Source organism: Labrys sp. (in: a-proteobacteria) (assembly GCF_047605565.1).
Classification (GTDB): Bacteria; Pseudomonadota; Alphaproteobacteria; order Rhizobiales; family Labraceae; genus Labrys; species Labrys neptuniae.
In genome coordinates this window covers 64,848-83,203 of the sequence record NZ_JASGFM010000030.1, presented here as the reverse complement: position 1 = coordinate 83,203, position 18,356 = coordinate 64,848, and the positions used below count along the sequence as shown (strand labels likewise).

Below are 18,356 nucleotides of genomic sequence, written 5' to 3'. Positions count from 1 at the left end.
GCCGTGCCGATCGATGTGGAACTCAAGCCGGTTTCCTCCTTCACGCGTTCTTGTTTATCGGTCCGTCACCGACCCGAGGCGGGTCAGGACCGGGGCCCGCAGGGCCGGCTGTCCAGTGCCAGCCCTGCGTGGGCAAGAGATGCCGGCGTGTCGCGCCTCTTCATGGACGCCCATATGCCGGCAGACAGACGATCGGCTGCGACGACCCAGCCTCCCAACACCGGAATACGCTCGATGCTGTGGGTCGAGCCTGTTGATTTCTATTATGGTTACTCAGAATGCTTCATTGGGAAAGGGTTCGACTTCGCATGATCTTGCAGATTCCATATCGTGAAATTCGTCGGGATTTTGCAACGGACGACTCGCATTTGCCCGATATTCGGATTACGAACCATTGGTATGCGCTTGTTTACGCGTCCGCGATCAAGATGCTTCGAACGTAGTTCAAAGCATCATCGGCAGATATCGTTCCCAAGTAACGCAAATTCTGAAGTATAATAAATATCAACTAACGGGTCTAAGGATAGAATAATGACAGTCCGATCGTATTTTTCCCCGACTGGCGGGCTGCCTCCTCAAACTCAACTCCTGACAGGCCGTGCCGTATTCACGGAGGCCTATGCCGTCATCCCCAAAGGTGTCTATAGCGACATCGTGACGAGCTATCTGCCGCTTTGGGACAAGACTCGTTGCTGGGTGATCGCTCGCCCGCTCTCCGGCTTCTCCGAAACCTTTTCCCAATACATCGTGGAAGTCGCCCCGGGTGGCGGCAGCGACAAGCCGGAACTGGACGAGGGCGCACAGGGCGTGCTGTTCGTCGTCGAAGGCGAGCTGACGGTTACGCTCGACGGCAAGGCCCATACGATGACGCCGGGCGGCTACGCCTATATTCCCTGCGGCAGCGATTGGCGCGTGCGCAACCAGAGCGACAAGCTCGTCCGCTTCCATTGGGTCCGCAAGAGCTACGAGCACGTCGCCGGCATAGCAAAGCCCGAGCCGATCTTTGCCAATGAGCGCGACATTGCGCCCAGCCCGATGCCGGATACCGAGGGCCGCTGGGCGACCACGCGCTTCGTCGATCCCGAGGACATGCGCCATGACATGCATGTGACCATCGTGACGCTGGCGCCGGGCGCGGTCATTCCGTTCGCCGAGACCCACGTCATGGAGCACGGGCTCTATGTCCTGGAAGGCAAGGCAGTCTATCGGCTCAACCAGGACTGGGTCGAGGTCGAGGCCGGCGATTTCATGTGGCTGCGCGCCTTCTGCCCGCAGGCCTGCTATGCCGGCGGCCCCAGCAATTTCCGTTATTTGCTCTACAAGGACGTCAACCGCCACATGAAGCTCGGCGGGGAATTGCGGCGATGAGCATCCTTCTCGTCGAGCCCCTCACCCGCGAGGCCTTCGCGCCTTTCGGCGAGGTGATCGAGACCGACGGTGCCGCTCATTATCCGATCAATGGCGGGCGCTGCGAGCGTTACCACGCCCTCGCCCGGGCCGAAGCCAGGGGGCCGGGCGGCCATGTCATCATCAACATCTTCAAGGGCACGCCCTATGCCCTGCCCTTGACGCTTACGATGGTGGAACGTCATCCTTTCGGCAGCCAGGCCTTCTTCCCCCTGTCACCGCGCCCCTTCCTGGTGGTGGTCGCGCCGGATGAGGGCGGCCGACCGGGAACGCCCCGCGTCTTCCTGACCAGCCCGGGCCAGGGCGTGAACTATCCGGCCAATCTCTGGCATGGCGTGCTGACGCCGCTCGACGAGTCGCAGGATTTCCTCGTCGTCGACCGGGCGGGGGACGGCAACAATCTCGAGGAATTCCACTTCCCCGAGCCTTACGAGATCCGCCTGCCCTGATTGGTCTTTCGTGGATCGGCTGAATTCCAGGCCTCCCGCCGCTACCCGCGACGGGAGGCTTCGTTTTTGAAGGGGTGCGTCGTCCCTCACCCTTGCCCCTCTCCCCGCAAGGAGCGGGGCGAGGGGCAGCACAAACTCTGAAAAATCAAGAGAGTGAACGACTGCGATGACCGTGCGGCGCCCTACCCTGCCGCCGCCGCCAGCGTGGTCATGTTCACGATGCCGCGCACCGTCGTCGCCGGCGTGAGGATATGGGCGGGCTTGGCCGCGCCCAGCAGGATGGGGCCGACCGAGACGCCCTGCCCCGCAATCACCTTCAAGGCGTTGAAGGTGATGTTGGCCGCATCCCGGTTCGGCATGACCAGGAGGTTGGCAGCGTCCGTCAGCCGCGTGCCGGGCCGGACCCTGGCCAGGGCGGCACGGCTGAGAGCCGTATCGGCTTGCAATCCGCCCTCCACCTCCAGCTCCGGCGCGAGTTCCAGGATGCGCGCGAGCGCAGCGCGCATCTTGCGCACCGATGGATCGTCGCTGCCGTCGTCGTCGGCATGGGACAACAAGGCCGCGCGAGGCACCTGGCCGAAACGGCGCAATTCCATAGCCGCGAGCACCGTCATCTCGGCGATTTCGTCCGCCGAGGGATCGCGATGAATGAAGGGGTCGCAGACGAACACCGTGTGGCGCGGCAGCTGCAGCAGACCCATGGCGGCGAAGGCATGCGCATCCGCCCGCAGGCCGACGATCCTGCCGATCGGGCCAAGGTGATCGGCATAGGCGCCGGCCATGCCGCACAGCATGCCCTCGACCTCGCCTGCGGCCAGCAGCCGCGCTGCCGTCGAGGTGCCGCCCATGGCTGCATCGTCGCCGACCTCGACGACCTCGACATCCTTGCCGGGCCGGATGCGCAGGCCCAGTTCCTGCACGCGGCGGGCAATGACATCGGGTCGCCCGATCAGGACGGGCGAGGCGATACGCTCGTCGAGGGCGATCTGGGCTGCGCGCAGCACCCGATCGTCCTCGCCCTCGGCATAGGCGATGCGCTTGGCACCGGCCTCGACCGCCGCCGCGAACACCGGCTGCATCACCGTGCCGGACGTGTAGACGAAACGCTCGAGGGAACGCCGGTAGGCGTCGAAATCCTCGATCGGCCTGACCGCGACGCCGCTGGCGACGGCGGCCTCGGCTACCGCCGAGGCCACCTTGACGATCAGCCGCGGATCGAACGGCTTGGGAATGAGATAGTCCGGACCGAAGCTGAGATCATGGGTGCCATAGGCGGCGGCCACGACATCGGACTGTTCGACCCGCGCGAGTTCGGCAATGGCGCGGACGGCCGCCAGCTTCATCGCCTCGTTGATGGTGCGTGCGCCCACATCCAGCGCGCCCCGGAAAATGAAGGGGAAGCACAGGACGTTGTTGACCTGGTTGGGATAGTCCGACCGCCCGGTCGCCACGATGGCGTCCGGCCTCACCTCGCGGGCCAGTTCGGGCCGGATTTCGGGCTCGGGATTGGCGAGTGCCAGGATGAGCGGCCGCTCGGCCATGCCCGCCACCATTTCCGGCTTGAGGACACCCGCCATCGAGAGGCCGAGGAAGATGTCGGCGCCTTCCACGATGTCGGCGAGGGTGCGTGCCTGCGTCTCGCGGGCATAGCGGGCCTTGCTCTCGTCCATCGAGGCGGTGCGTCCCTTGTAGACGACGCCCTTGCTGTCGGTGACAAAGACGTTTTCCTTGCGCAGCCCCAGATGGACGAGCAGATCGAGGCAGGCGAGAGCCGCAGCCCCGGCGCCCGAGCAGACCAGCCTGGCGTCCTCGATCTTCTTTCCGACCACTTCCAGGCCGTTGAGGATCGCGGCGGCCGCGACGATGGCCGTGCCATGCTGGTCGTCATGGAAGACCGGAATCCCCATGCGCTCGCGCAGCTTCGTCTCGACGATGAAGCATTCGGGCGCCTTGATATCCTCCAGATTGATCCCGCCGAAGGTCGGTTCGAGGCTGGCAATGATGTCGACCAGCTTGTCGGGATCGGTTTCGTCGATCTCGATGTCGAACACGTCGATACCGGCGAACTTCTTGAACAGGCAGCCCTTGCCCTCCATCACCGGCTTGCCGGCGAGCGCCCCGATATTGCCGAGGCCGAGCACGGCCGTACCGTTGGAGATGACGGCCACCAGATTGGCGCGCGCCGTCAGGCTGGAGGCTTCCTGCGGATCGTCCTTGATGGCGAGGCACGCCGCGGCGACGCCGGGCGAATAGGCCAAAGCGAGGTCGCGCTGTGTCGTCATGTCCTTGGTCGGCAGGACGGTGATTTTTCCGGCAATGGGATAGCGATGGTAATCCAGGGCAGCTTTGACCAGTTGCTCGTCCACGACGTCCTCCGATTGATTGAACTCGATGCGTTCGGCAGGAAGGGCCTTGCGGCCCGCTCCCGCCCTTGTCTTCAGGGCGCACTCCGCCGTTGACGCCCAAGCGGGCGCCTTTCAGGCGGGCCTTTGCGCGGGAACCGGGCCGTCAGGACATGGTCAGGACGCCCGGCTTGGCTTCAACTGCGATGGTCTCAGCGCTTCTTGGGCATGTAGAGGTCGGTAATCGTGCCTTCGAAGGCCTCCGCGGCCATCCCGATCGTTTCCGACAGGGTTGGATGGGGATGGATCGTCGCGCCGATATCGACCGCATCCGCCCCCATCTCGATGGCGAGCGCGGCCTCGGCGATGAGATCGCCCGCATTGGTGCCGACGATGCCGCAGCCGATGATGCGCTCCGAACCCTCCTCGAACAGCACCTTGGTCATGCCCTCGTCCCGTCCGAGCGAGAGGGCGCGGCCAGAGGCGGCCCAGGGGAAGACGCCCTTGCCATATTTGACGCCGCGCGCCTTGGCCTCGTTCTCGGTCAGGCCGACCCAGGCGACCTCGGGGTCGGTATAGGCCACCGAGGGGATCACCTTGGCGTCGAAGAAGGCCTTGTGTCCCGCCGCGTTCTCGGCCGCGACCTTGCCTTCATGCACGGCCTTGTGGGCGAGCATCGGCTGGCCGACCACATCGCCGATGGCGAAGATGTGCGGGACGTTGGTGCGCATCTGCTTGTCGACGGCAATGAAGCCACGCTCATCAACGGCGACGCCGGCATTTTCCGCTCCGATCAGGCGCCCGTTGGGGCGGCGGCCGACCGCGACCAGGATCTTGTCGAAGCGATCGGTCGCCGGGGCGCTGCCGCCCTCGAACGAGACGGTCAGCCCGTCCGGCCCGGCCTCGACCTTGGTGACCTTGGCCTTGAGATGGATCGCCTCGAATTGCTTGGAGACGCGCTTCATCAGCGGCGTGACGATGTCCTTGTCGGCGCCAGGGATGATCTGGTCCATCAGTTCGACGATGGTGACCTTGGATCCCAATGCCTGGTAGACCGTGGCCATTTCGAGCCCGATGATGCCGCCGCCGACGACGAGCAGGCGCTTGGGAACGTTATCAAGCGCCAGGGCACCGGTGGAATCGATCACCCGCGGATCGTCCTGCGGGATGAAGGGCAGCACCACCGGCTCCGAACCGGCTGCGATGATGGCATGCTCGAAGCTGACCGACTTGGTACCGTCCTCGCCTTGCACCTCGATACGGTCGGGCGCGGTGAAGCGGCCGGTGCCGGTGACGACGGTGACCTTGCGCTGCTTGGCGAGGCCGCCGAGGCCGCCCGTCAGCTTCCTGATCACGCTGTCCTTCCAGCCGCGCAGCTTGTCGATGTCGACCTCGGGCGCCGCGAAGGTAACACCGTGGGCTCCCATGTCCTGGCTTTCGGAAATCACCTTTGCGGCATGGAGCAGCGCCTTGGAGGGAATGCAGCCGACATTCAGGCAGACGCCGCCGAGCTGCGGCCAGCGCTCGATCAGCACCACCTGCTTGCCGAGGTCAGCGGCCCGGAATGCGGCCGTGTAGCCGCCGGGACCACCGCCCAGCACGACGACTTCGCCATGGATGTCGCCCTTGCCGCCGCTGGCGGGTTGGGCGGCGGGTGCGGGCGCTGCCGCCTTGGGCGCCTCGCTGGGAGCCGCCGCCGGGGCAGCAGCTGCCGCCGCGCCGGCCATCGTCACGATGACGTCGCCTTCGCTGACCTTGTCGCCGATCTTGACCGTGACCTCGGCGATCGTGCCCGCCGCCGGCGCGGGCACTTCCATCGTCGCCTTGTCGGATTCCAGCGAGACCAGGGGATCGTCGGCCTGGACCTGGTCGCCCGGCTTCACATGGATCTCGATAACGGGCACGCCCTTGAAGTCGCCGATATCGGGGACGCGGACTTGGTTTCCATTGCTCATTGTGTCTCTCCCGAGTGTTGCGAAATCCGGCCGGTCAGAGGATCAGCCGCCGAACATCCTCGAGCGAGGTGCACAAATGCCGGGCGAAGCGGGCCGCGAGCGCCCCGTCGATCACCCGGTGATCATAGGAAAGGGAAACCGGCAGCATCAGGCGCGGCTTGAACTCGGTGCCATCCCAGACCGGCGCCATCTTCGAGCGCACCACGCCCAGGATGGCCACCTCGGGCGCATTCACGATCGGGGTGAAGGCGGTGCCGCCGATCCCGCCCAGCGAGGAGATCGAGAAGGTGCCGCCGCTCATGTCGGCGGGACCGAGCTTGCCGTCGCGCGCCTTCTTGGAGATGTCGCCCATCTCCCTGCTGATCTCGTGGATGCCCTTGCGGTCGGCATCCTTGATCACTGGAACGACGAGGCCGTCGGGCGTGTCGACGGCGATGCCGATATTGTAGAACTTCTTGTAGATCAGGGCGTCCTTTTCCGGCGAGAGCGAGGCGTTGAATTCCGGGAAGGCACGCAGGGCCGAAACCGAGGCCTTGATCAGGAAGGCGAGCAGGGTGACGCGGAAGCCCTTCTCCTTGGCTGCGGCATCCAGCTCCTTGCGGTAGGCCTCGATGTCGGTGATGTCAGCCTCGTCATTGTGGGTGACGTGAGGCACGTTGAGCCAGGCCCGGTGCAGATGGGGGCCGGAGAGCCGCTTGATGCGAGAGAGCGGCTTGGTCTCGATCGGGCCGAACTTGGAGAAATCGACGGCGGGAATTTCGGGAATGCCCGCACCCGCCGCAGCCGGTGCCGAAGCGGCCGGAGCCGGTCCCTTGAGGAAGGCGCGCACATCCTCGAGGGTGATGCGCCCTTTCTCGCCGGTGCCCTTGAGCTGGTTGAGGTCCACCGAGAGCTCGCGCGCCAGGCGGCGCACCGACGGGCTGGCATGCACGCCGGAGAAATCGGCGATGGCGCCGCGGGTGGGTGCGGGAGCGGACGCCGTAGCCGCCGCTGCGGGCGCAGGCGCAGCGGCCGGGGCCGGCTCCTGCTGTTCGACGAGGGACGGCGGCTGGGCCATGCCGCCTTCCCCGGCCTGGACCACGACCAGAGGCGCGCCCTCGCTGACCTTGTCGCCGAGCTTGACCAGGATCTGCTCGACGATGCCGGCTGCGGTCGAGGGGACCTCCATGGTCGCCTTGTCGGATTCGAGCGACACCAGCGGGTCGTCGACATTCACCTTGTCGCCCACATTGACGAGGATTTCGATGACAGGGACGTCCTTGAAGTCGCCGATATCTGGAACTTTGATCTCGGTGGGCACGGGAGTTCCTCCTGAAGACGGTTGGCACGTTTGGGCTGATGGCGCGTGATGGATCGGCAAAATGGTGTGCGGTGCGCCGGGACCTGACGGCCACCTGTGCGGCTGCCAGGTCCCGGGGCGCGACCGGTTCAGACGGTGGCGGGATTGGCCTTGGACGGATCGAGCCCATATTTGCGGATGGCCTCGGCGACGAGCGCCGGCTTCACCGCCCCCTCCTCGGCCAGGCTCTTGAGCGCGGCGACTGCGACCCAGTGCCGGTCGACCTCGAAGAAATGCCGCAGGCGGCGGCGATAATCCGAGCGGCCGAAGCCGTCCGTACCCAGGACGCGGTAGCGGCCCGGTACCCAGGTGCGGATCTGGTCGGCGTAAAGGCGCATATAGTCGGTGGCGGCGATCACCGGGCCCTGCCGGCCTCCCAGACAGGTCTCGACATAGCTCTTCCTCGGCGCCGCCTCGGGATTGAGCAGGTTCCAGCGCTCGACCGCGACGGCCTCGCGGCGCAGCTCGGTGAAGCTCGGGCAGCTCCAGATGTCGGCTTCGACGCCGAAATCGGCGGCAAGCAGCTCGGCCGCAGCAATGACCTCCCGCAGGATCGTGCCCGAGCCCAGGAGCTGGACGCGCAGGGTCGTCTGCTTCTGAGCCTGCCTGAACAGGTACATCCCCTTGACGATGCCCTCCTCGGCGCCGGCAGGCATGGCCGGGTGCTCGTAGTTCTCGTTCATCACGGTGAGGTAGTAGAAGACGTCTTCCTGCTCGGCATACATGCGCCGCAAGCCGTCCTGGACGATGACGGCGACCTCATAGGCGAATGTCGGATCATAGGAGAGGCAGTTGGGGATCGTGCCCGAGATCAGGTGCGAATGGCCGTCCTCATGCTGCAGGCCCTCGCCGTTCAGCGTGGTGCGCCCGGCGGTGCCGCCCACCAGGAAGCCGCGGGCCCGCATGTCGCCGGCCGCCCAGGCCAGGTCCCCGATGCGCTGGAAGCCGAACATCGAGTAATAGATGTAGAAGGGGATCATCGGCGCGTCCGAGGTCGAATAGGACGTTGCGGCCGCGATCCACGACGACATCGCACCGGCCTCGTTGATGCCCTCCTGCAGGAGCTGGCCCGATTTGTCCTCCTTGTAGAACATCAGCTGATTGGCATCCTCGGGCCGGTAGAGCTGGCCGACCTGGCTGAAGATGCCGAATTGCCGGAACATGCCCTCCATGCCGAAGGTGCGGCTCTCGTCTGGCACGATGGGCACGACGCGCTTGCCGATCTGCTTGTCGCGCAGCAGCGTGTTGAGCACGCGCACGAAGGCCATGGTGGTCGAGATCTCGCGGCCTTCGGTGGATTTGAGCTGTGCATCGAAGGCCGAGAGCGGCGGCACTTCCAGCGCCGTCGATTTTGCCCGGCGCGAGGGCAGCGAACCGCCGAGCGCGGCGCGGCGCTGGCTGAGATAGGCAAGCTCCTTGCTGCCCTCCTCGAAGCGGATGAAGGGGATCTCGGCGAGCTTCTCGTCGGTGATCTCGGTGAGGCCGAAACGGTCGCGGAACTCCTTGAGGGAATGCTCGCCCATCTTCTTTTGCTGATGGGTGATGTTCTGGCCTTCACCCGCCTCGCCCATGCCATAGCCCTTGACGGTCTTGGCCAGGATCAGCGTCGGCTGGCCCTTGTGCTCGCTGGCGGCCTTGTAGGCGGCATAGACCTTGAGGGGGTCGTGGCCGCCGCGCACCAGCGCCCAGATCTGCTCGTCCGTCCAGTCCTTGACCATGGCGGCGGTTTCCGGCGACTTGCCGAAGAAATGCTCGCGGACATAGGCGCCGTTCTTGGACTTGTAGTCCTGATATTCGCCGTCGACCGTCTCGCTCATGATCTTGAGCAGGGCGCCGCTGCTATCCCGGGCGAGAAGATCGTCCCAGCCCGAGCCCCAGATCACCTTGATCACGTTCCAGCCGGCGCCCTTGAACTGGGCTTCCAGCTCCTGGATCACCTTGCCGTTGCCGCGCACCGGCCCGTCGAGGCGCTGCAGGTTGCAGTTGATGACGAAGATGAGGTTGTCGAGTTTTTCGCGCGCGGCGAGGGAGATGGCGCCGGTCGATTCCGGTTCGTCCATCTCGCCGTCGCCGAGGAAGGCCCAGACCTTGCGCGGAGCGGTGTCGGCAAAGCCGCGATTATGGAGATATTTCAGGAAGCGCGCCTGATAGATCGCCATCAGCGGCCCCAGCCCCATGGAGACCGTGGGGAACTGCCAGTAGTCGGGCATCAGCCAGGGGTGGGGATAGGACGACAGCCCCTTGCCGTCGACCTCCTGGCGGAAGGCAAGCAGCTGCTCCTCGCTGAGGCGCCCCTCCACGAAGGAGCGGGCATAGATGCCGGGCGAGACATGGCCCTGCACATAGATGAGGTCGCCGCCGTGATCCTTGGTCGGCGCGTGCCAGAAATGCATGTAGCCGGTGTCGTAGAGCAGCGCCGACGACTGGAAGCTGGCGATATGGCCGCCGAGCTCGGACGATGTCTTGTTGGCGCGCAGCACGATCGCCATCGCGTTCCAGCGGATGATCGAGCGAATGTGGTGCTCGATGGCCCGGTCACCAGGATGGGCGGGCTGCTTGTCGGCCGGGATGGTGTTGAGATAGGGCGTGTTGGCCGAATAGGGCACCGGTGTCCCGCGTCGGCGGGCGCCTGCCATGACCTGGTCGAGCAGAAAATGGGCTCGGTCCGGGCCCTCGACCTCGATGACGCCGTCAAGCGACTCGAGCCACTCTCGGGTTTCGGCCGGATTGGTGTCCTTAATCTCGTCGCTCATGCGCGATCCCTACTGTCTGGATAAGCCGATAGGCGGGAAGTGTCGGAAACTCGGGAAACTCTGAAGGCAGGCAGGGCTGTTCGAACAATCTGATCGCAGCGGGATTTGTCCGCTCCGGTAGGCATCGGAGTCGATTTTTTCGCGCGGCTGCTGCGTTTCTTTCCGGACGCAAGCCGACACGAAAGCCTCGGTGACCAGTCGACCATCTTCCGAGATTGCGAGCGATGAAATCGAACTCATGTCGGCAACGATCTTACCGGCGATCCGGCTCGGCGCCACGATGAAAACGATGCCGGCCTTCTCGGCCAGCTCACAGCCAGCAGCGCCAAGCTCGACCAGGCGTTGGGGAACCTTCCTGCCGGTACTCCGATGAAGCTCGTGCCCGCCCTCGATCAGATGGCCCGCCATGGGCGCTCCCATGATCCCAGTCCAATGACGTCCAGCTTCATGACACCACCCTCCTTGCTTCGGCTCGCGGGATTCCCCCGATCAAACCCGCCCCGCCTCAACCGTTCGGGGCAGAAGGCCTGTGAATGGCCTTGCCGAACTTCCGCGAGCGAACCGCATCAGAAGCACCATCGTGCAAGGAAGCGACTGCTTGCCAGCAAGTTAGAGCACAAAAGCCAATGATTGGCCGGGTGTTTTCACATCGTGGAATGCAGAAGTATCGCTCCACGCAACCCTCGATCATATCAGCGCGCGACGTCAGGCAGGCGGCCAGCATCATTGCGCAAGAAAGGCGACGCCGACCAGATGAGCACCATGACCGACCAGCCAGCGCGATGCTTCCGGCTTGAACTGCACGAAACCCTCACTTTGCAGCGTCGTCAGCAGACGATGGGCGGTCGAGGGCGCCAAATTCGTGCCTCGAACAATTTCGCGCAGCGTCATGCCATGGGGATCCTGCGCGATGCATTTGAGGATCGACACGGCTCGGAGGACCGCCTGCACGCAACCATGGCCAGCTGAGATCTCATAGCCGCCGTTCAAGAGCGCAGGCGTTCCCCGTCCCGCGTCACCGTTTTCGTGGCCGCCGAGTTCCCACAGGCGCTGCGCCGTCCCAGCGATCGAGTCCACTGCGACCTCCCCTGATTTCCCGAGATGCAGGCGCGTTATGTCGAGAGAATATTTATACGTCCAATATATCCTTCGGATAGAATTATACTCCGAACGTATTTATCGACATGTTATCTGGAATCCCGATGCCGCTCTTGCACGCCGGACGGAGGGCCGAACAAGGAGCCGAACCGACCCGGGTAATGGCCTGTCGTCACTGCCGGAAGTAGTCGCGCGTTTCGATCAGGAAGCGATCGACAGCGGCACTGCGGTCGTCACGATAGAGCATCATGACATCGGCAACCGGCGCAGGCTCGACGAGGCGCCTGTAGATGATACCCGGGCGCGCCAATTCCCGTACCGCCTCCGGCACAAGCGCAATGCCAAGGCCCGCTGCGACCAAGCTCAGCAAGGAATGGGACTCGACCACTTGCTGGGAAATATTGGGAGCAAAGCCCGCTTCGACACAGCAATCCCTGAGATATCGCGCAAATCGGGAATCTTTCAGGCGCAGGAACACGAATTTTTCGTCCCGCAAGTCGGCAAGTGCGATTTCGCCATTGCCCGCCAGTGGATGCGATTGGGGCAAGGCAAGGCCAACCTTTTCGGGCCAGGCAAGCTCCGTCACAAGGGCGGGATCGCCCGTTGGTCCGCGCAGAAAGCTGATATCGATCTTGCGGGCATGGAGCGCGAGCTCCTGCTCGAGCGGCGGCATTTCCTGGATACGCACGAGGACATGGGGCATGCCCGCCTGGAACCGAGCAATCAATCCCGCAAGAGGTCCGAGAAGCACGGAACCTGTCGTAGCAAGGTCAAGCTCTCCGACCTGGCCACGGCCAATGGCATAGGTTTTCTCCACGGCCTCGTCGACCTGCGCGAGAATGGCCCCAGCATAGTTGCGAAAAGCCACGCCGGCCGCCGTCAGTTCCACGCGTCGCTTGTTGCGGACGAAGAGTTGCGTCTTCAGTTCATATTCCAGGTCCTGGATCTGTGTGCTCAGAGGCGGTTGGGAGACACCTAGGCGCGTGGCAGCGGCTGTGAAGCTGAGCTCTTCGGCGACTGCCACAAAGTAACGCAAATGACGCAATTCCACAGATGTCCCCATGTGTGAGACGACGCATCGCAACCCTGCCAGACTACGTGGGTTGGGATTGTCGTGCAATTTCGTCAAAAGCTATCCGCAGGTACCGGACGATGTGAATAGGGTTTCCGACTCACTTTTGATGAAGTTGAGGCGGCGATCGGAGTCGGTTTCACGAATTGCAACCGGTTGCAGGGGGGCTCCCCGATTTGAACCTGCGCTCGTAAAATCCTGATTCTATTGAGTAGGGATCCGCAGCCAGGTCTCATGCCGTGGCGCACGACAATGACCGAAACCGCGACGTCCCTCGACATCGTACGATAGGAGCGGTTGGCCGAACCATCGGGACCTAACCGTCAAGGCCCCAAAGATCGGGGTTGCGTTTGAAATACTCGATCAGCATCTGCGTGAGCACCCGTACTTTCCGCGTGGGATACTGCCCCGGCGGGCGGACGACATAGGCGGCGCCCGGAGGTACCGGATAGCGTGTCATGATCGGAACCAGAGCGCCGGACGCCACATATTCATATGTGATGCAATCGGGGAGCCAGGCGATGCCGAGACCTGCCGCTGCCGCGGCGGCAAGTGCTATGGCGCTGTCGGCCTTGAACCTGCCTTGCGGCTGAACCGTGACGATCTTGTCGCCATCCATGAACTGCCAGGCCTCGGTTCCCTGCATGAGGGCCTGATGGGCGACGAGCTCGCCCGGAGTCTCGGGTGATCCATGCATCTCGATATAATCCGGGCTTGCGACAAGCTTGCCATGGATCGGCCCGACACGCTTCGCGATCAGGTTGGAGTCCTGAAGGTAGGCGCCCCGGATCGCGCAATCGAAACCCTCTGCGATGAGATCGACGAAGCGATCGCTGTAGGAAGTATGGATCTGAAGCTTCGGGTGCAGACGCGCCATTTCCGCGAGCACAGGAGCGAAATGGGTGGCGCCGAAAGTAAGCGGCATGGCAACCCTCAGGCCGCCGCGCAACTCACCGGTGGGGAGGATCGCCTCCCTGGCCGTATCGATTTCGGCGCTGGCTCTGGCCGCATGGTCTCTGAACGTGGTTCCCGCTTCCGTGAGTGCCGCGCCGCGGGTCGTCCGTGCAAGAAGCTGGACGCCAAGCTCCGCTTCAACCCGGAAGAGCCGCCGGCTGACGATCGACTTGGAGACGCCGAGCCGGCGCGCGGCCGCCGATACGCCCCCTGCATCGGCCACTGCGACGAATGTCCGTAGATCTTCGATGTCCAACTCGGCGTTCCTCATTTCGCGACACGGCGTGGCGGACTATGGCACTACCGCATCACGAAGAGGAACGGCAAATTGCGGCCGGCAAACATCGCCCGCCGGCGCATGTCTCCCGCAAAACCAATGCCGCACAAAGCGGCAGCAAAGGACGCAATAATGACCTTTCGTAACGGCCTTGACTCGCTTCTTCGGCCCGAAGATTCAGTCCTCGTTCTGATCGACCACCAGCCGTACCAGCTCGCGAACCTGAACAGCCACGATCCTCACATGGTGGTCAACAATTCGACGGCTCTGGCCAAGGCAGCCAAGGCCTTTGGCGTTCCTACCATCCTAACGAGTGTGATCGCAGACCGGGGCGGTGTCATCTTCCCCCAGATCACCGACGTCTTCCCCGGCCAGGAAGTGATCGACAGGACGTTCATCAACACCTGGGAAGACCGGCAGATAGTCGACGCCGTCAAGGCCACTGGCCGCAAGCAGTTGATCATCGCGGGCTTGTGGACCGAGATCTGCGTTGCGATGCCGACGATCCAGGCGCTCGGCGAAGGCTGGGACGTGACAGTTGTCACTGATGCGTCCGGCGGCACTTCGGTCGAGGCCCACGAGGTCGCTATCCAGCGCATGGTCATGGCCGGTGCGAATATGATGACCTGGCTGGCAGTGGCTTCGGAATGGCAGCGCGACTGGGCCCGTACAGAGCATGCCGCGGAGCTTTCGGAGGTGCTGGTACAGCATGCTGCCGGCAGCGGCATTGCCTTCCTCTGGGAGCAGCAACTGCTCAAAACGCCTGTGCCGAGCAAAGGCTGATCCGGAGCCGGGATGGCGAGTTTCGCTTCGAATCCAGAGCGATCCGTATCTGGAGTCTCGCCACTTCCACCTCGCAGGGAAGCCTTGTGACGTCAGCGATGAATGCTATGCCCGGATGCTCGCTCCGGCGAGCGGAGGCATGGATCGATGCGGCTGATGCGTCCAACCACCCCCAAGCGGGCTGTGGCGCAGCGAGGGAACCATGAAAGCAGCCATCTATGACCACCCGGGCCCGCCCGACGTCCTTCGCTATGCGGATGTGCCCGATCCGGTTTGTCCAAACGATGGCGTCCTGATCCGCGTCGAAGCCGCCGCTATCGAGGGCGGCGACCTGATCAATCGCGCATCCACGCCTCCACCCCACCCGGCCTTCGTCGTCGGCTACGCCGCCGCCGGCGAAATTATCGCGATCGGGGAAGACGTGAAGAATCGCAAGGTGGGCCAAAAGGTGACGAGCTTCGACCTCGCCGGATCGCATGCGGAGCTGCGTGCCGTTGTCGCCAGCCGGACCTGGCCTGTGCCGGAGGGACTCGATGTGGCCGCTGCCGCAGCCCTGCCTATCGCATTCGGGACCGCTCATCACTGCCTCTTCACGCGGGGCGGTTTGAAGCGTGGCGAAACTGTCCTCGTCCAGGCAGGCGCCGGCGGCGTCGGGCTTGCCGCCATCCAGCTCGCCCATCTGGCAGGCGCGACCGTGCTTGCAACGGTCTCCGGGCTCGAGAGGGCCGAACGCCTTGTCGAGCTCGGCCTCGATCATGCGATCGATCATCGCTCGGCCGACGTCGTCGATACGGTCATGCGTCTGACACAAGGTCGTGGCGTGGATCTCGTCCTGGACCCGGTGGGAGCCACCCTGCAAGGTTCCCTGGCGGCGCTCCGGCCCGAAGGGCGTCTGATATTCGTGGGGAACGCCGGCGGTTCGCAACTCAGTATTGATCTATGGTCAGCACTACAGGCGAACCAATCGCTTTTCGGCGTCTTCATGGGAACGCAATTGGAAAAGCCGGATGTCTACCTCACAGTTTCCAGGATGCTGGAGTTGGCAACAACGGGGGGATCTCAAGGTGATCGTGGACAGGACGTTTCCACTTGGAGCCGCCCCTGAGGCCCACACCTATGCCGAAGGCAATTCCATTCTCGGGCGCGTTGTGATCGTCCCGGCTAGGCAATAAGCTTCGCAGATCGGGTGAAAACGCAGGCGCCTTATGGCGAACAGTGCCGGAGTGCTGCACCTTTCATCGCCCCCTTCCCGCCCCCAGCTGAACATATCGACGACCTATATCGCGACGCGAAATGGCCACCGCTTCGCGGACGACGCAGTATGTCCGTACTGCACTTGATAAGGCCGACAATACCGTCAATTCAGACGCCTTCGGACCCGCTGGCAGGCCAGCGACAAGGATCTCTTTTTCCACTTGCGATGGTCTTTTGGTCGGTCCCTAGCGCTTGGCCAGTGCCCTTGAGCTCGCTTGACCAGTCCATATCGCTCGACGGACCGTCTGGTTTCGAGCGAAAGGATGCTCCATCAAAACCTGGGATCAAACATCCAAGGCCGATCGACGATGACAAACATGCGCCATCACATTTCGGTACTGAGCAATAGTCCGCATGTTTCACGGTTGCGCGTTCCCATAACAAAAAATGGCCCGGACAAAGCCGGGCCATTTCGAAAGGAAAGTTTGGAAGTCAGATATGATTTTCTGGTCTCGCGAACCAGAATCCCATTGATACACAAATTGTTCCGTTACGCCAGAACTCAATCAACGTTTAAATCATTAAATGACTCACATAACTCGTAGCGTCATGAATGAACACGACCATTCATCACGGAGAATTTATCTAGTATAGATGCAAAGAAGGCCCAATTTACATTGGGCCTTCAATCAGAACCTATCTAACTAGACTCAGAAAGTCCGCTTGAGGCGAACACCGCCCTGCAAGACATTGTACTTGCTGCGGCCGCTCAATTCGCCATCGTCGATGACGCCATTGTCCAACTTGCCGTGGGTCCAGGCCACTTCACCGGCAACGGTCAGGCCCTTGACGATCGTGTAGGTCAGGTTACCTGCGATCGTGTATTCCTTCAGGCCATATTGGCCGTTGCCCAGATAGCGGTCATACTGCGTATCGATGTAAGAACCGACGAGGTTGGCACCCAGAACCGGGGTGATATTGCCGCCGAGTTCCGCCGTGATCGACCAGCCCTTGCCACGGTCAATTCGACCACGGCTGTTCACGAAGGAATCGGAGTTTGCAATCCAAGTGGCGCCTGCGCCCAGATAGTCGAGCGCACCATCCGCATACTGACCTTCAACGATGAAGTGACCGTTGTCGATCGCAGGGATCTTGATCAAGCCGGTGGCACCGACGGCATAGCCGTACTTGTTGCTGCGACGAACGATCACCTCATTGCCGTCATCGTCCTCGTAGTTCGTTCCCGAACGAGACTGATGACCAGCCGCCTGAACGGCGATGGAGCCCCAGGATTGATCCCAACGCAACTGGGCGACGACATCGGGAACCTGCTGACCACCTTCACGGTAACCATAGAGCGTCCCGTTGATATCAACCGGCGTACTCGTCCCGCCGACGCGATGATCGCGGCCGTCTTCGATCGACAGCGTGGCGCTGAAGCCACCGCCGAACTGAGCGGTGTAGGCGATCAAGTTGACTGTGTTCTGCTCTGCATAATACGGCGCCCAGATGGTGTCGCCATACTCGTTGTCGTAGAAGCCGAAGAAGGAATGGGCGTAACCAGCGGTCAGACCACCGAACTGGATGAAGGCCTTGTCGATGGTGAAACGGTTGTCGTTATAGATGCCGCCGCGGCCCTGATTGCTGATCGGATGCGAGTCGGCATTGATCTGAAAATAGGAACGCAGCAGACCCCAGTCGGTCTCCGTACGGGCATCGAACCAGATGCGGGCCTGGGTGTTGAAGGCCGAACGATCGTCGTTGCGGCTAAAACCATTACCGGCAAAAGCGCGATAATCGGCGCGAATTTCGCCGCCGATCTTCAGGCAGGTATCGGTGCCGGGAATATAGAAAAAGCCCGGACCGAAGGCCGTGCAGACCTTCACATATTCGACGGCTTCGCCCTTGGTCATGGGCAGATCAGCGGCCTGAGCGGCACCGATTATAGCGAGTCCGGCAGATGCGCCGAGGAGAAGAGACCTTATGGTCATTTGATGACCTCCGAGATAGTGCGATTTCTGATTAGAAGCGCTTTGCAGCACTTCAATCGATTGCGAGACCGTGAGCGCGTTTTTGCGCCCCCGAAAAGATTCCAAAGAACCATTCCTTAAGGTGATCGCACTTTGGGTCTCGAGACAACAAAATATGGCAATTTATCGTCACTATGGCGAACTTTTACAACTTCATGTTGCAAATTTGGCACATCATTTTTGAGACTCGAAAAATCGAAGAATTACAATAAATTATGAAGCATTTCTGGAAATTATTCTGATTTTTATGAGAATATACTGTCAAACCGGACTGAGGCCCAGAAGTCCCCCCACTTCCATCAAAGGGTGTTGATGTTTTCGCACCGGCGTTCGATCGTTCGGCGATCCCGCTCTGTGTGCGCCTGAACCCGGCCTGCAATCCGAGCCTTCGCGATCTGGAAAAGGGGGATGATCGCACGAGCTTCCATATCGATCTTTCCACCCTGTATCGGCACCCCCCCCTCACCTTTCGCCTCGACGGCGCGAAGAGCGCGACCCTGAATCCCACCTCGCAAGCCATTGCCGGGGCATTCGAATTCATATGAATAAGAATTCTGATGAGAGAAGGCCTCCTAGGCAGTCAGCCTAAAGCAAAGCCACTTGCGGGCACGCCGCGATGGGGCGGGCAAAATCGATCCGCTTGTGCTGGCCTCCCGACGGCCGCTCCGCTGGCCACCGGCCCCAGGCCAATCCGTTTCAAGGC

Annotated in this window: 14 protein-coding genes and 1 pseudogene; 6 read left to right on the top strand and 9 right to left on the bottom strand. The window is 62.5% G+C overall.

Translation table 11 applies throughout. The features are described 5' to 3' along the window. The 3 genes from QM672_RS23190 to QM672_RS23180 form a co-directional block, all read left to right on the top strand. On the top strand, positions 1-312 hold a 312-nt coding region (locus QM672_RS23190), incomplete at its 5' end, for a hypothetical protein (protein ID WP_415085415.1). 219 nt (positions 313-531) lie between these two features. Further along, entirely contained in the window at positions 532-1,368 is an 837-nt protein-coding gene (locus tag QM672_RS23185) for a bifunctional allantoicase/(S)-ureidoglycine aminohydrolase (RefSeq protein WP_367626327.1), read from the top strand. Further along, positions 1,365-1,856: an ureidoglycolate lyase gene (locus tag QM672_RS23180; RefSeq protein ID WP_415085412.1), complete on the top strand. Its 492-nt coding sequence runs from the start codon at positions 1,365-1,367 to the stop codon at positions 1,854-1,856. Before QM672_RS23185 ends, QM672_RS23180 begins: the two co-directional genes overlap by 4 nt. Positions 1,857-2,038: 182 nt before the next feature. Here QM672_RS23180 and QM672_RS23175 read toward each other — a convergent pair whose 3' ends face one another. From QM672_RS23175 to QM672_RS23140, 8 genes are all read right to left on the bottom strand, one after another. Next, positions 2,039-4,222, bottom strand: coding sequence for an NADP-dependent malic enzyme (locus QM672_RS23175; protein WP_415085410.1), 2,184 nt, complete (start codon positions 4,220-4,222; stop codon positions 2,039-2,041). 188 nt (positions 4,223-4,410) lie between these two features. After that, positions 4,411-6,153 (bottom strand): dihydrolipoyl dehydrogenase, encoded by a 1,743-nt coding sequence (gene lpdA / locus QM672_RS23170; protein ID WP_415085408.1) that lies wholly within the window; start codon positions 6,151-6,153, stop codon positions 4,411-4,413. 34 nt (positions 6,154-6,187) lie between these two features. Then, entirely contained in the window at positions 6,188-7,453 is a 1,266-nt protein-coding gene (gene aceF / locus QM672_RS23165; RefSeq protein WP_415085406.1) for a dihydrolipoyllysine-residue acetyltransferase, read from the bottom strand. 128 nt (positions 7,454-7,581) lie between these two features. Then, the gene (gene aceE / locus QM672_RS23160) at positions 7,582-10,245 is read right to left on the bottom strand and encodes a pyruvate dehydrogenase (acetyl-transferring), homodimeric type (RefSeq protein WP_311940292.1); all 2,664 of its coding nucleotides are present in this window, start codon (positions 10,243-10,245) and stop codon (positions 7,582-7,584) included. A 9-nt stretch (positions 10,246-10,254) separates the two neighbouring features. Then, positions 10,255-10,653: a hypothetical protein gene (locus QM672_RS23155; RefSeq protein ID WP_394314963.1), complete on the bottom strand. Its 399-nt coding sequence runs from the start codon at positions 10,651-10,653 to the stop codon at positions 10,255-10,257. Positions 10,654-10,968: 315 nt separating this feature from the next. Continuing rightward, the gene (locus QM672_RS23150) at positions 10,969-11,322 is read right to left on the bottom strand and encodes a helix-turn-helix domain-containing protein (RefSeq protein WP_415085404.1); all 354 of its coding nucleotides are present in this window, start codon (positions 11,320-11,322) and stop codon (positions 10,969-10,971) included. Positions 11,323-11,515: 193 nt separating this feature from the next. Continuing rightward, positions 11,516-12,394, bottom strand: coding sequence for a LysR family transcriptional regulator (locus tag QM672_RS23145; RefSeq protein ID WP_415085425.1), 879 nt, complete (start codon positions 12,392-12,394; stop codon positions 11,516-11,518). A gap of 337 nt (positions 12,395-12,731) precedes the next feature. After that, positions 12,732-13,625, bottom strand: a complete 894-nt coding sequence (locus QM672_RS23140; protein ID WP_415085402.1) for a LysR family transcriptional regulator — start codon at positions 13,623-13,625, stop codon at positions 12,732-12,734. 153 nt (positions 13,626-13,778) lie between these two features. On the opposite strand from QM672_RS23140, the gene QM672_RS23135 reads away from it, so the two are divergent. The 3 genes and pseudogenes from QM672_RS23135 to QM672_RS23125 all read left to right on the top strand — a co-directional run bounded on the left by QM672_RS23135 (position 13,779) and on the right by QM672_RS23125 (position 15,601). Then, on the top strand, positions 13,779-14,429 hold the full coding sequence (locus QM672_RS23135; protein WP_415085400.1) for a hydrolase: 651 nt from the start codon (positions 13,779-13,781) through the stop codon (positions 14,427-14,429). 202 nt (positions 14,430-14,631) lie between these two features. Next, a pseudogene (locus tag QM672_RS23130) lies at positions 14,632-15,372 on the top strand (quinone oxidoreductase family protein); the annotation flags it as partial. 64 nt (positions 15,373-15,436) lie between these two features. Beyond that, a complete protein-coding gene (locus tag QM672_RS23125) occupies positions 15,437-15,601 on the top strand; it encodes a zinc-binding dehydrogenase (protein WP_415085398.1) in 165 nt (54 codons plus the stop codon). A 732-nt stretch (positions 15,602-16,333) separates the two neighbouring features. Here the strand turns inward: QM672_RS23125 and QM672_RS23120 are convergent. After that, on the bottom strand, positions 16,334-17,536 hold the full coding sequence (locus tag QM672_RS23120) for a porin (protein ID WP_415085396.1): 1,203 nt from the start codon (positions 17,534-17,536) through the stop codon (positions 16,334-16,336). Positions 17,537-18,356 lie beyond the last annotated feature (820 nt).